The organism is Candidatus Pseudothioglobus sp. uisw_070, assembly GCF_059512545.2.
This window is the reverse complement of record NZ_CM183456.2, coordinates 1,506,830-1,519,168: the sequence shown is the minus strand read 5'-3', so window position 1 is coordinate 1,519,168 and position 12,339 is coordinate 1,506,830. Positions and strand designations below refer to the sequence as shown.

Below are 12,339 nucleotides of genomic sequence, written 5' to 3'. Positions count from 1 at the left end.
TTTTATAGCTTTTTTGTAAGTTTGGCATAATAAAAGCCGTCATATATTTTCTTAGGAAGTTGTTGTTTTCCAATGGAGCCATCTCCCCATGAAAGGGATATTTCTTCATTAGTAGCATCTTTAAACCTGTCAAGAAAGCTAACAATTTGTCTCTCGTTTTCATCTGGAAGAACTGAACAAGTAGCATATATAAGCTTCCCACCGGGCTTTAAGAGATGCCATAAATTATCAAGAATTAACGCTTGAATTTTAGTAATTTGATTGACATCTTTTAGTTTTCTTAATAGTTTAATATCTGGGTGTCTTCGAATGACTCCTGTTCCTGAACAGGGGGCGTCAATTAAGATTTTATCAAACTGATTTTGGTCCCACCAGTCTTGCCTTGTTGCGTCCCCAACAATCATTTCAACATTCTTAGTTTTAAGGCGATCAATATTTTCTTTAACTTTTAGTATCCGTGTTTCATCACTATCTAGAGCAACTATATTTGCTTCAGGACATAGTTCGGCTATGTGAGTTGTTTTACCTCCAGGAGCACAACATGCATCAAGAATTAATTCCCCTTTTTTTGGTGAGATTAGATGAGCTGCAAGTTGAGCAGATACATCCTGCACATAGCAAGACCCTTTTTCAAAATCTGGCAGGCTGCCTACTTTTACAGCACTCTCAAGAATAAGTGCTTGCGGGGCAATGTTTGATTTCTCAGAACATATATCTTGTTTTTTTAATTTCTCTTGAAAAGCGCTTAAATCAATTGATGGGTGAACTCGAATTGACATTGGGGCTTTTTTATTATTTTCAAAAAATATTTCTTGGAAGTCTAACGGATAATCTTTTTTTATTTTTTTTACAAGCCAGCTTGGATGAGAATGATGAGCTGTCTTCAAGATTGAGTCTTTATCTCGATCAATTCCTCTAAGTATTGCATTAACAAAACCTTTGGCCCAGGTTTTTCCAATTTTTTCTGCAATTTCAACAGTTTCATTGATTGCTGCATGACTTGAAATATCAGTATATAGAAGCTGATATGCTCCAAGAATCAATAAACTATGGATATCAAGGTTTTTCCTTTCTAAAGGCTTCTTTATTCGGGGCGTAATTATGTCATTAAGATGATGATAGAATCGGATTGAGCCATATACCAAGGATTTTGCAAAAGGAGATTCAGTACTTTCCGCTGGAAATAAGGCGTCCGATAAAGCTTGCTTCTCTAAAGCTACTAAGCAGATGGCTTTATGAGCTATAACCCTGGAGTTTACGTTATTGAGCAATTGCTTGTAAGATACTATTTAAAAGTTGATTGGGCTCTTGGTAGCCAGGAATATTTGAGCCATTTTCAAGGAAGATTGAAGGCGTTCCATTAACTCCTAATTGCTTAGAGATTGCAAGTTGATCTTCAACAGGATTTATGCAATCAGGGCTATTAGGTAAATAACGATTAGTTTTATAGTTGTGCATTGCAATGGCTTTATCTTCAGCACACCATATTTTTTCCATAGCGCTTTGTGCATTTGGATGAAGTTGTTCAATTGGAGAAGCTAAGTATTTAACTGTGATACCTAGAGAATTCATACCCTGCATATTTGAGTGAAGCTTTGCACAATAAGGACAATCTACATCTGTAAAAACATGGAGAATGTATTGCTCATTTTCGGCCTTGAAAACTATTTTATTATTTTCATTAATACTATTTAAAATTTTAATTTTTTCTGAGTTTATTCTTTTAGTAGAAAGATTAGCCATTAACTCTATGTCGGTTACTGCACCTTGAATAACATAACGCCCATCAAGCGAAATATACAAAACCTCAATCTGAGGATTGGTAAGAACTACCTCGTAAAAACCTTCCAATTCTGAGCTGCTTATATTCTCAGTTTTAATAGTTGGGAAGAATGGCTTTAAATTATCCAAAACCTTGTCAACATTTGCAGTTACGGAGTTAGTAATTATGATTAAAGATAAAAGAAGAAGCTTTTTCATATTAAAAATTCAAGATTAAAGAAGTAAATTTTACAGTTTTTTGGTAGAATACCGAGATTATAATTTTCGGAAAAAGTCATGGAATTTTTTGTTACTCATCAAGCAGCGGATCATTACAGTGGTGACTGCTCAGTCGCTTTTGTTTTTAAAGATACAACTAATGAAAATAGAATTCTTCAAGGGCTTCTTGAGCTCCATCGTTTTGAAGCAAGTCTAGGCGAAACCCTAATGCTTAGTAAGGTCGAAGGCTATAAATCAAAAAGGGTATTAGCAATTGGCTTGGGAGAGTCGCCATTAACTCAGAAAAAATATATTAAGGTGCTTAAGTCACTTTCTTCAGCCATGGATGATACAAAAGTAAAAAATGTTGTAATACCAAGTCTTGAAGTAGAGGGATGTGACGATTCTTGGTTGCAAATTACAACTGCTCGAGTGTTAAAAAATGAAAGTTACCAGATAAAAAAAGTTGGCTTAGAAGTGGAAAAGAAAGCTACTGTTCTTGAGGCAGTGAATATTCATTCTGAAAATAATGGTATTACAGAAATTAGTAAAGGAGTTGCAATTGCAAATGGAATGGCTCTGGCACGAGAGTTAGGCGACTTGCCGCCTAATATATGTACGCCAACTTATATTGCTGAAAGAGCTCAATTATTAGCATCAACCTACAAACTGAAATGTGAGGTTTTAGAGGAGTCAGATATGGAGGCCTTGGGGATGAATTCATTACTCTCAGTTTCTCTTGGATCGTCTCAACCTGCAAAGCTAATTAGTTTAAATTACTCTAATGGTGGAAAAGAAGACCCGATTGTTCTAGTTGGAAAAGGAGTAACTTTTGATAGTGGAGGTATTTCGTTAAAGCCAGGATCTGGTATGGATGAGATGAAGTATGACATGTGTGGTGCTGCATCAGTTCTTGGAACTATGAGTGCGGTAGCGGAGATGGGCCTTAAAGTTAACTTAACAGTTGTAGTGCCTACTGTTGAAAATATGCCTGCTCACAACGCCTCTAGACCAGGAGATGTGGTAAAAAGTATGTCTGGCCAAACTATAGAGATTCTAAATACAGACGCAGAGGGCCGGTTGATTCTTTGTGATGCCCTAACTTACTGTGAAAAATTTAATCCTAAAGTTGTGATTGATGTTGCGACTCTTACTGGCGCCGTGATTGTTGCATTAGGTAAACATCACTCTGGCGTTATGTCTAATGACCAAAATCTCGCTGATAGCCTTAAAGCATCAGGGATTTCATCAATGGATACAGTTTGGCAGCTCCCACTTGATGATGAATATGACGAATTACTTAAGTCTAATTTTGCAGATATGGCAAATATTGGTGGGAGAGAAGCGGGAACTGTAACTGCTGCGTGTTTTCTAGCGCGTTATACTAAGAATTACTCTTGGGCACATATTGATATTGCAGGAACTGCTTGGCTTGGAGGTTCAAAAAAAGGCGCAACAGGAAGGCCAGTTCCTCTATTAACTCAGTATGTCATGGACCAAGTTTAGGAGTAAATTATGTCAACATTTAAAAATGTAGAAATTAGTAAAGAGGCTAACATTTATTTTGATGGCAAGGTTACAAGTAGAAAGGTTAAATTCAGAGATGGAGTAGTTAAAACTCTGGGAATTATGATGCCAGGCTCCTTTGAATTTGGTACTGAGCAGCATGAATTAATGGAAATTACAGCTGGTAAAATGAATGTATTGTTAGCTGGAAAAACTGAATGGCAAACGATTCAAGGCGGGGAATCGTTTGAGGTTCCTGCAAACAGCTCTTTTAAGTTGGAAGTAAAATCTGTAGTAGATTACTGCTGCTCTTACTCATAAACAAGGCTATTCTTGATTCTTTTCTTTATAGAGCTTTGTTTGGTTGACTCGCATTCTCTCAATTAAGGTAGCTATAAGGTTTACTTTTCTTTCGCTATAATTTATTCTTACAAAAAGACAAAATCATGATATGAATCCAGTTGTATTGATTAATGGTGAAGAGCAGGACAAGATTTCTATTTTTAACCGAAATATGCAGTATGGCGACGGTTTATTTGAAACTTGTGTTGCTAGGGATAATCAAATTTTATTTTGGCCACGTCATTATTCTCGCTTAGAAATAGGTTGCGTAAAACTTAACATTAATAAGATAGATGAAGGTATATTGCTGAGCGATATAAAGAAGGCATTTGAGTTATCATCGAAGAAAAATTGCATTGTTAAGTTGATCTTGTCACGTGGTGATTCTCTCAGAGGGTATGGCTATAGAGATGACATTGAGCCTGTAAGAGTTGTTATTGTCTCTGAAATGTATCAACCTTTATTTAATAAAGAATTTTCTCTTGAATATGCAACAAGTGGTTATCATTCAAATCCACAATTAGCTGGCATAAAGCATTGCAATAGGCTTGAACAGATTTTAGCAAGGTCTAACTTGTCAAGTAATGAGGCAATTATGCTGGATGAAAAAGAAAATATCATCTCGGTAACACAAGGCAATATCTACTATATATTTGGAAATAAGTTATTAACACCTAAACTAGATTGCTGCGGTGTTGTGGGTAGCAGAAGATCGCTTATTCTTGAGCTTGCAATGTCACTTAAAATGGAAGCTTTAGAAAGTAATATTTCTATTAATCAAGCCCAAAAAGCCGACGAGGTATTTATTTCAAATAGCGTGATAGGTATTCAGCCTGTCCATTCAATTGAGAGTTATAAGCTTGGTAAAAATCCACTAACAGAAAAGATTCAAAAAGCATTTTTATCTAAAACAAAAGAAATTAGTTCGTGGACATGTCCATAAGCGATAAGAATAAAAAGTTTTCAAAATTAGCAGCTTTATTTGTTCTGCTATTATTTGCAATCTGGTCCCTTTCAACGAAAGATATGATAGCTACTGAAAGCCATATATTTGAGGTTAAAAAAGGATCTTCAATGGGCTCTATTGCCAAAGAGCTGAGTAATAAGGGACTCATAAAGTCTGAGTTATTTTTTACATCATTCAGTAAATTTCTTAATGCTAATAAGAAATTAAAGTCAGGTTATTATGAGATATTGCCAGGCACAAGTGTATGGACTTTTATAGATAAAATTTCAACAGGATCTGTTCTTTCAACTAAGGTGACCTTGATAGAAGGTAAGACTATTAAATTTTATTTTAATCAATTAACTAATGACCCTTCTATTAAGCCTAGTGGCTCTCTTAAAGAGGTAATGACATCAATTGGTATTAATGAGCCATATGATGGATGGTTTTTTCCTGAAACGTATAGTTTTAATTATGGAGAGAGCCTTGAGAATGTATTGAAAAGGGCTCATCAAGAATTGATGAAAAATTTAATGGTATTGTGGGATCAAAGAGATAAAGGTTTGCCACTTAAGACACCGTATGAGGCTATTATCCTAGCCTCTCTAATAGAAAATGAAACAGCACTAGATGAAGAAAAATCATTAATTTCAGGTGTATTTATACGTAGACTTAATGAAGGGATGCGGCTTCAAACTGACCCAACTGTTATTTATGCTTTAGGAGATGCTTACTCCCCTCCACTTAGGAAGAGTGATTTAAGGATAAACAGTTTATATAATACCTACCGCAATAAAGGGCTACCACCAGGAGCAATTTCTTCTGTAGGTTATCAATCTCTGTTCGCCGCCCTTCATCCTTCAGGCAATACTGACTTATATTTTGTTTCAAAAAAAGATGGTAGCCATGCTTTTGCACCAAACTATGAGAAACATAAAGAAAATATCAAGAAATATTTAAATAATAACTAGTCTAAAATTGAAAGTTATGAATAAAGGAAAATTTATTACAATTGATGGGGTTGAAGGTTCTGGTAAAAGTACTCAAATTGATCTTATTTGTAGTTATTTGCAGCGAAAAAGTATAGATGTTGTAAGAACTCGTGAGCCAGGTGGTACTGATCTAGGTGAAAAAATTCGCTCCCTATTGCTTGATGTTGATAATAAAGAAATGCATAGTGATACAGAGTTATTGCTAATGTTTAGCTCTCGTAATGAGTTAATACAGAATAAAATTATCCCCGCTCTAAATAAGGGCTCTTGGGTTGTTAGTGATCGATTCACTGATGCTTCATTTGCTTATCAAGGCGGAGGGAGAATGCTTGACTTAAATCGTATTTCTAAGCTTGAAAGCTGGGTATTAGGTGAATTTCAACCAAATTTAACGTTGTTTCTTGATGTGAGTGTTGATGTTGGAATGCAAAGAGTTGAAGCAAGAGCAGCCAAAGATAGGATTGAGTTGGAGGAAAGAGCCTTTTTTGAACGGGTGCGCTCAGTTTTTATTGATAGATCTAAATCCTATCCAGAGAGAATAAAATTAATTGATGCAAGCGGCTCAATAAATGAAATTCATAACAACATAAAATTATTTTTAGACGTATTATGAATTTGCCTTGGCATAGTAGTGCTCATAAAAAGATAAATAAAATGATTGATCAGAATCATTTGCCGCATGCGCTTCTTATTACTGGAGTTCAAAAGATAGGTAAATTCGAATTTGCCCAAACCCTAATTCAAAAACTCCTATGCAAAGATTCATCCTGTGGGAGCTGTGCAGTCTGTTTATCTTTAACAAAAGATGAGCCAAATGCTAATTTAGAGCATAGTGTATTAATACGACGATCGCATTATCCAAACTTAATTTATTGCCGAGCTGAACTAAATGACTCAGGCTCTATGTCTAAGGATATTCGTGTAGATCAGATTCGTTCTTTTTGTGAATCACTTGGAAAAACAGCTGACTCACTGCAAATTGGCATTATTTTTTACGCGGACCAAATGAATGTAAATGCTGCAAATGGTCTTTTAAAGACTCTAGAAGAGCCTAGAAAAAATACTCTTATTATTTTATTAGCTCACAATGCGCGCTCACTTCCGCAAACTGTTTTATCTAGATGCCAGACTATCCATATCAATCCCACATATGAGCAAGAAAGCGCAGATTGGCTCTCAAAAAATATTGACAAAGATTCAAGAGATGATTTTGATGCTTTGCAGCTATTAGAAAGTTCCCATGGAATACCTTATAAGGCCCTAGAGGATTTAAAGGGGGACTACTTTTTTCACTATCAAAACTGGCAGAATTCACTATTAGAGATTGCAATAAGCCCAACTAAGATATACGATACTGCAATATTTGACGGAAATGAAATTGGGGTTTTGAAATGTTTACAACAGCTAATTAATGAAGGGATAAAAATAAAAATCCTTAATCATGAAGGGGCTAATTTAGAGCTAAATAAGGTTGTTGAGAGAACATCTAGTAATTATTTATTCAATTTGCAGGATGATATTAATTCTGCGATTTCTATGTCACAAACTACTGTCAATATGAAGTTATTATTGGATAATGTATTAATTGTCTGGTCACACATTTCTCATTTAAAAAAATACCCAGCTATTACTAATATTCAGGAAAACTAATGAATCGATCATCAGCATTATTTAAAGAGGCTCAAGACTATATGCCTGGAGGTGTTAATTCGCCTGTTCGTGCCTTTAATGGTGTCGGCGGAACTCCAATATTTTTTGAGCGTGGAGAAGGCGCTTATCTTTATGATGTAGATGGCAATGCGTATATTGATTATGTAGGCTCTTGGGGCCCAATGATTTTAGGGCATGCTAATCCTATAATTATAGATTCAGTAAAAGCTGTTTTAAAGAAAGGATTGGGTTTTGGGGCGCCTACTGAAATTGAAACATCTCTTGCAAAGAAAGTTTGTAAGCTTGTTCCTTCAATTGATTTAGTTCGGATGGTGAGTTCAGGTACTGAAGCAACTATGAGTGCAATTCGCTTGGCTAGAGGGTATACAGGGCGAGATAAAATTTTAAAATTTGAGGGTTGTTATCATGGGCACTCTGACTCTTTATTGGTAAAAGCAGGTTCAGGTGCATTAACTTTGGGTGTGCCAACTTCGCCTGGAGTGCCAAAAGACCTGGCGAAACATACTCTGACACTTGAATATAATAATTTAGAGGTTGTGGAGGAATTATTTTCTGAGATGGGCGAAGAAATTGGATGCATTATTGTTGAGCCAGTTGCAGGAAATATGAACTGTATACCTCCAAAAGAAGGATTTTTACAAGGTCTCCGTAAGATTTGTGATGAATATGGTGCTGTGCTTATTTTTGATGAGGTGATGACAGGTTTCCGGGTGGCTTTAGGTGGTGCTCAAGAGTTTTATAATGTTAAACCTGATCTTACTGCCTTAGGAAAAGTGATTGGAGGTGGCCTTCCTTGTGCTGCGTTTGGAGGGAAGAAAGAAATTATGAATCAAATTGCCCCTCTTGGACCTATTTATCAAGCTGGAACACTTTCTGGAAATCCTCTTTCAATGGCTTCTGGACTTGCCATGTTGAGCGCTTTGGAATCTGATAAATCTTTTTATGAAAACCTTGGTAAGCGCTCTCAGTATTTAGTTAATGGAATAGTTTCTGAAGCTAAAGCACAAAATATTCCGATGACAAGTAATAGTGTTGGAGGAATGTTTGGTTTATTTTTCAGTTCTGAAAAAAAGGTTAGTAACTTTTCTCAAGCATCAAGCTGTAATATAGAACTATTTAAGAAATTCTATAATGCGATGCTGAAGCAAGGAATCTATTTAGCGCCATCTGCATATGAAGCGGGCTTTCTATCAAATGCTCACACAGATGATGACCTTGATAAAACTATCAATGCAGCTTCAACTGCATTTTCTTTGATATGAGCTTAGTAACGGTTGGCGCTGAATTATTGGCTGCAAAACAACGACTTCAGATATTTAAAAATAATGTTACTGTTTTTGGCTCCGCTAGAATTAAGCTGACAGACCCTTTGTATAATGATGCTTATGAGTTAGGAAAAAGTTTATCTAATAGTGGCTATAACGTATTTACCGGTGGCGGTCCTGGAATCATGAGTGCAGTAAATAAGGGGGCGTATGAGGGGAAATCAAAAAGTATAGGCCTGAATATTGAACTACCACAAGAGCAATCTAGTAACCCTTATCTTGATGAGAATATTACATTTGACTACTTCTTTTCTCGAAAGGTTATGCTTGTCAAATACTCTAGTGCTTGTGTGTACTTTCCCGGAGGTTATGGAACTGCAGATGAGTTAATGGAGGTTTTGACTCTAATGCAAACTAACAAAATGAAAAAAGTTCCAATAATTTTGTACGATTCAAAATTTTGGGCATCATTACTCTTATGGATTGAGCAGTCAGTCGAAAAATCTTATGTAAGTAAAGAAAATTTTGAATTAATAAGAGTGGTTGACTCAGTTGAAGAAATTATTAATATTGTGGAAACAGAAGTATGTCTTTAGCAATTTTTGATCTTGATAATACTCTGATCGGCGGCGATAGTGACCACTTATGGGGTGAGTTTTTATGCGATGAAGGCATCATTGTTGATCGCCAATCATTTCAAAAAAAGAATGATTATTTTTATCAACAATACGAATTAGGCTTATTAGATATATATGCATGGGCAGAGTTTAGTTTTGAGATACTGGCGCGACACTCCATGAAAGAGTTAGGCGAGCTCCATCATAAATTTATGATTGCAAAAATTGAACCAATTATTTTAGATAAGGCTCAAAATTGTATAGATAACCATAAAAAAAATGGAGACACAGTTCTCGTCATAACAGCCTCAAATACCTTTGTCACTTCTCCAATTGTCAAGAGGTATGGGATCGACCATTTACTGGCAACTGAGCCTGAAATAAAGTCAGGACGTTATTCTGGAAAAATTTCTGGGACTCCATGCTTTCAGTCAGGAAAAATAGATAATTTAATACCATGGATGGCTAAAAATAATGAAACATTAGAAGGTTCTTCTTTTTATTCAGACTCGCATAATGATCTTCCACTCTTGGAGTTAGTTGATCACCCAGTTACAATAAATGCTGACAAAATTTTAACCTTAGAGGCTAAGAAAAGGGGCTGGTTGAATATAGACTGGCGTTAGTCTAGATAAACAAATCTTGGCTAGATTTATCAGCAACATCAAGATAAGTTGCGGCTCCAGCAAATTCTATTCCTTCAATAAAGTCATCTCTTGAAAATCCAAACATACCCATTGTCATTTCGCAGGCAATAAATTTAACACCCATTTCAACACAAATAGATCTCAGCTCTTCAATTGAAGCCATACCATTATTTTTAAAGGTTTTTAGCATCATTCGAGTTGCAAAAAGTTCCATACCAGGGATGTTCCAAAAAATATTTGGAATTTTTTGGCTAAAATCTATAGCTTGAAACCACTTTGGGCCAAATGGCATTTTCATTGGCATATCTGGATTTCCTTGAGGTGATATACGAAGATGTGACAAATCCTTAAGGAGAAGGTTTAAGCCATAAAAAGTGCAAAAAACTGTCACTTCTTTGCCCATTGCAATACCTGTTGAAGCTAGTATAAAGGGCGGATATGCCCAGTCAAGAGTGCCTTTAGAGGCAATAACAGTCATTTCTTTTGAGTTAGGCATTTTTGTTTGGTAAATTAATTTTTTTGAATATTAAAGATGATTTTATTTCCATCATTTTTTTGTGACAATAACTTATGACCAAGTTGGTTGCAGAAGGCTTCAAAGTCTTTTTTTGAACCTTGGTCTGTGCACGTTACTTCAATTACCTCATCCGTATTCATTTTGGCTAATGCCTGCTTAGTTTTTAAAATAGGCATTGGACATGCATAGCCGCACATATCTAGAGTTTGATCTGCCATAATGTACCTTAAGGATTAAGTAAGAGTATTTTAGTTGCTAATTAACTCTATTTTATCGTATTTTTTTTAACTAAAACACCTGCAGCCATTGAAATTAGGAAGACTAGGGTAATTGGATCAAAGGTTGCTAATGCTGAGATTGCGGGTCCAGGACAAAGACCAACAAGCCCCCAACCAATTCCAAATAGTGATGAACCTATAATTAGTTTTTTATCTATATTTTGTTTAATTGGCAAATTAATTTTATCACCTAGGGCTGAAAGTTCTTTATTTTTTAAGAAGTAAAAGAATGGGCCTGCAGTAATAATAGCCCCGCCCATAACAAATATTAAAGAGGCATCCCAGTCGTGGGTAATACTTAAAAAACCTATGACTTTTTCGGGATTTGTCATTCCTGAAATAACTAAACCAATACCAAATATAATCCCACAAATTAAAGAGATAATTTTATCGTTCATAAGTAAATCCCAAACTGCTGAAGAACAGCAACAGTAAGCATTCCAATTGCTACAAAAATGCCAGTAGCGATTATAGAGCTTGTTGATAGCCTTCCAATTCCACAAATCCCATGCCCAGAAGTACAGCCCCCTCCAAGTCTTGTTCCAAAACCAACTAAAAAACCACCTGGAATAATTAAAAGATAAGAGTGGGTTATGTTGAATGCTACAGGAGCACTGGAGGCAATAAAATTGAAGTAAATTAAAGGCCCAATTACTAACCCAAGTAAAAATGCAAGATGTGAAAGCCTTTGAGAGGCTTTAGTTATGGCATTTTCAAAAATTCCACTAATTCCTGCCAGCCGGCCTGTCATATAGAAATAAAAAACTACAGAGAGTCCAATGATTACGCCTCCTAAAAGAGCGCTAAAAGGTGTAAAGTTGTTCATTAATATGAAGCTAAAACAAAATCTAATTTAATTACTTTAATCATAACAGAATTATTCAATTATTTAAAGGACGGTAAATAAGTTAATCTGAAACTATTGTTTTTACGCCACTCTCAGATCCCAAAAGAAGAATATCGGCACCTCGATTTGCAAATAGTCCATTAGTAACAACTCCAACAATATTATTTAATCTATTTTCAAGAGTTTTAGGATCATCTATAGTTAGATCATGTATGTCAAGTATTAAGTTGCCATTATCTGTTGTTAGCTCTTCTCTTAAGATTGGATTGCCTCCAATAGATTTAATAATTTCACGTTTTACATAGTTTGTAGCCATAGGAATCACTTCAATTGGCAAAGGAAACTTACCCATCACATCAACAAGTTTAGATTCATCAGCTATACAAATAAATTGGTTAGAAACTGCAGCAACTATCTTTTCACGTGTCAGTGCTCCACCACCACCCTTTAATAAATTGAGCTGATGATCTGATTCATCAGCACCATCAACATACACTGAAATTTCTTTAATTTCATTCAAATTAACAACATCTATTCCGTGGCCCCTAAGACGATTTTCAGTATCAATTGAGCTCGCTACAGCTCCTTGAACTGAATCTTTAATTGTAGCAAGTTGATCAATGAAAAAATTTGCTGTTGAGCCTGTTCCAACGCCTATAATAGTCCCTGGAATAACATACTTAAGCGCTGCTTTTGCAACCTCATTTTTTAATTCGTCTTGGGTCATTTTC

At 35.6% G+C, this 12,339-nt stretch carries 16 protein-coding genes; 9 read left to right on the top strand and 7 right to left on the bottom strand.

Features of this window, described 5'->3' with window-relative positions; genetic code table 11:
- Positions 1-2: 2 nt before the first annotated feature.
- Entirely contained in the window at positions 3-1,271 is a 1,269-nt protein-coding gene (gene rsmB, locus AC5YGD_RS07635; protein WP_496141344.1) for a 16S rRNA (cytosine(967)-C(5))-methyltransferase RsmB, read from the bottom strand.
- Positions 1,261-1,980: a thioredoxin fold domain-containing protein gene (locus tag AC5YGD_RS07630; RefSeq protein WP_496141343.1), complete on the bottom strand. Its 720-nt coding sequence runs from the start codon at positions 1,978-1,980 to the stop codon at positions 1,261-1,263. Before AC5YGD_RS07630 ends, rsmB begins: the two co-directional genes overlap by 11 nt.
- Before the next feature lie 78 nt (positions 1,981-2,058).
- Here AC5YGD_RS07630 and AC5YGD_RS07625 point away from each other — a divergent pair, with 78 nt between their 5' ends.
- From AC5YGD_RS07625 to AC5YGD_RS07585, 9 genes are all read left to right on the top strand, one after another.
- Positions 2,059-3,486, top strand: coding sequence for a leucyl aminopeptidase (locus AC5YGD_RS07625; protein ID WP_496141342.1), 1,428 nt, complete (start codon positions 2,059-2,061; stop codon positions 3,484-3,486).
- Between the two features lie 9 nt (positions 3,487-3,495).
- Positions 3,496-3,807, top strand: a complete 312-nt coding sequence (gene ppnP, locus AC5YGD_RS07620) for a pyrimidine/purine nucleoside phosphorylase (protein WP_496141341.1) — start codon at positions 3,496-3,498, stop codon at positions 3,805-3,807.
- A 130-nt stretch (positions 3,808-3,937) separates the two neighbouring features.
- On the top strand, positions 3,938-4,771 hold the full coding sequence (gene pabC / locus AC5YGD_RS07615; RefSeq protein WP_496141340.1) for an aminodeoxychorismate lyase: 834 nt from the start codon (positions 3,938-3,940) through the stop codon (positions 4,769-4,771).
- Positions 4,762-5,745, top strand: coding sequence for an endolytic transglycosylase MltG (gene mltG, locus AC5YGD_RS07610; protein ID WP_496141339.1), 984 nt, complete (start codon positions 4,762-4,764; stop codon positions 5,743-5,745). Before pabC ends, mltG begins: the two co-directional genes overlap by 10 nt.
- A gap of 16 nt (positions 5,746-5,761) precedes the next feature.
- On the top strand, positions 5,762-6,379 hold the full coding sequence (tmk, locus tag AC5YGD_RS07605; protein ID WP_496141338.1) for a dTMP kinase: 618 nt from the start codon (positions 5,762-5,764) through the stop codon (positions 6,377-6,379).
- Positions 6,376-7,416: a DNA polymerase III delta subunit-related protein gene (locus AC5YGD_RS07600; RefSeq protein ID WP_496141337.1), complete on the top strand. Its 1,041-nt coding sequence runs from the start codon at positions 6,376-6,378 to the stop codon at positions 7,414-7,416. The genes tmk and AC5YGD_RS07600 overlap by 4 nt, the downstream gene beginning before the upstream one ends.
- Positions 7,416-8,699: a glutamate-1-semialdehyde 2,1-aminomutase gene (gene hemL / locus AC5YGD_RS07595; protein ID WP_496141336.1), complete on the top strand. Its 1,284-nt coding sequence runs from the start codon at positions 7,416-7,418 to the stop codon at positions 8,697-8,699. The genes AC5YGD_RS07600 and hemL overlap by 1 nt, the downstream gene beginning before the upstream one ends.
- A complete protein-coding gene (locus tag AC5YGD_RS07590) occupies positions 8,696-9,298 on the top strand; it encodes a TIGR00730 family Rossman fold protein (RefSeq protein ID WP_496141335.1) in 603 nt (200 codons plus the stop codon). Before hemL ends, AC5YGD_RS07590 begins: the two co-directional genes overlap by 4 nt.
- A complete protein-coding gene (locus tag AC5YGD_RS07585) occupies positions 9,289-9,945 on the top strand; it encodes a histidinol-phosphatase (protein WP_496141334.1) in 657 nt (218 codons plus the stop codon). Before AC5YGD_RS07590 ends, AC5YGD_RS07585 begins: the two co-directional genes overlap by 10 nt.
- Before the next feature lies 1 nt (position 9,946).
- Here the strand turns inward: AC5YGD_RS07585 and AC5YGD_RS07580 are convergent, their stop codons facing one another.
- The 5 genes from AC5YGD_RS07580 to rpiA all read right to left on the bottom strand — a co-directional run bounded on the left by AC5YGD_RS07580 (position 9,947) and on the right by rpiA (position 12,335).
- Positions 9,947-10,462 carry a DsrE/DsrF/DrsH-like family protein gene (locus AC5YGD_RS07580; protein WP_271537945.1) on the bottom strand — a complete coding sequence of 172 codons (516 nt, stop codon included), beginning with the start codon at positions 10,460-10,462 and terminating at the stop codon, positions 9,947-9,949.
- Positions 10,463-10,476: 14 nt separating this feature from the next.
- Positions 10,477-10,701 (bottom strand): sulfurtransferase TusA family protein, encoded by a 225-nt coding sequence (locus AC5YGD_RS07575; RefSeq protein ID WP_271558474.1) that lies wholly within the window; start codon positions 10,699-10,701, stop codon positions 10,477-10,479.
- 47 nt (positions 10,702-10,748) lie between these two features.
- The gene (locus AC5YGD_RS07570; RefSeq protein ID WP_496141333.1) at positions 10,749-11,159 is read right to left on the bottom strand and encodes a DUF6691 family protein; all 411 of its coding nucleotides are present in this window, start codon (positions 11,157-11,159) and stop codon (positions 10,749-10,751) included.
- On the bottom strand, positions 11,156-11,587 hold the full coding sequence (locus tag AC5YGD_RS07565; RefSeq protein WP_496141332.1) for a YeeE/YedE thiosulfate transporter family protein: 432 nt from the start codon (positions 11,585-11,587) through the stop codon (positions 11,156-11,158). Before AC5YGD_RS07565 ends, AC5YGD_RS07570 begins: the two co-directional genes overlap by 4 nt.
- Before the next feature lie 82 nt (positions 11,588-11,669).
- A complete protein-coding gene (gene rpiA, locus AC5YGD_RS07560) occupies positions 11,670-12,335 on the bottom strand; it encodes a ribose-5-phosphate isomerase RpiA (RefSeq protein ID WP_496141331.1) in 666 nt (221 codons plus the stop codon).
- Positions 12,336-12,339 lie beyond the last annotated feature (4 nt).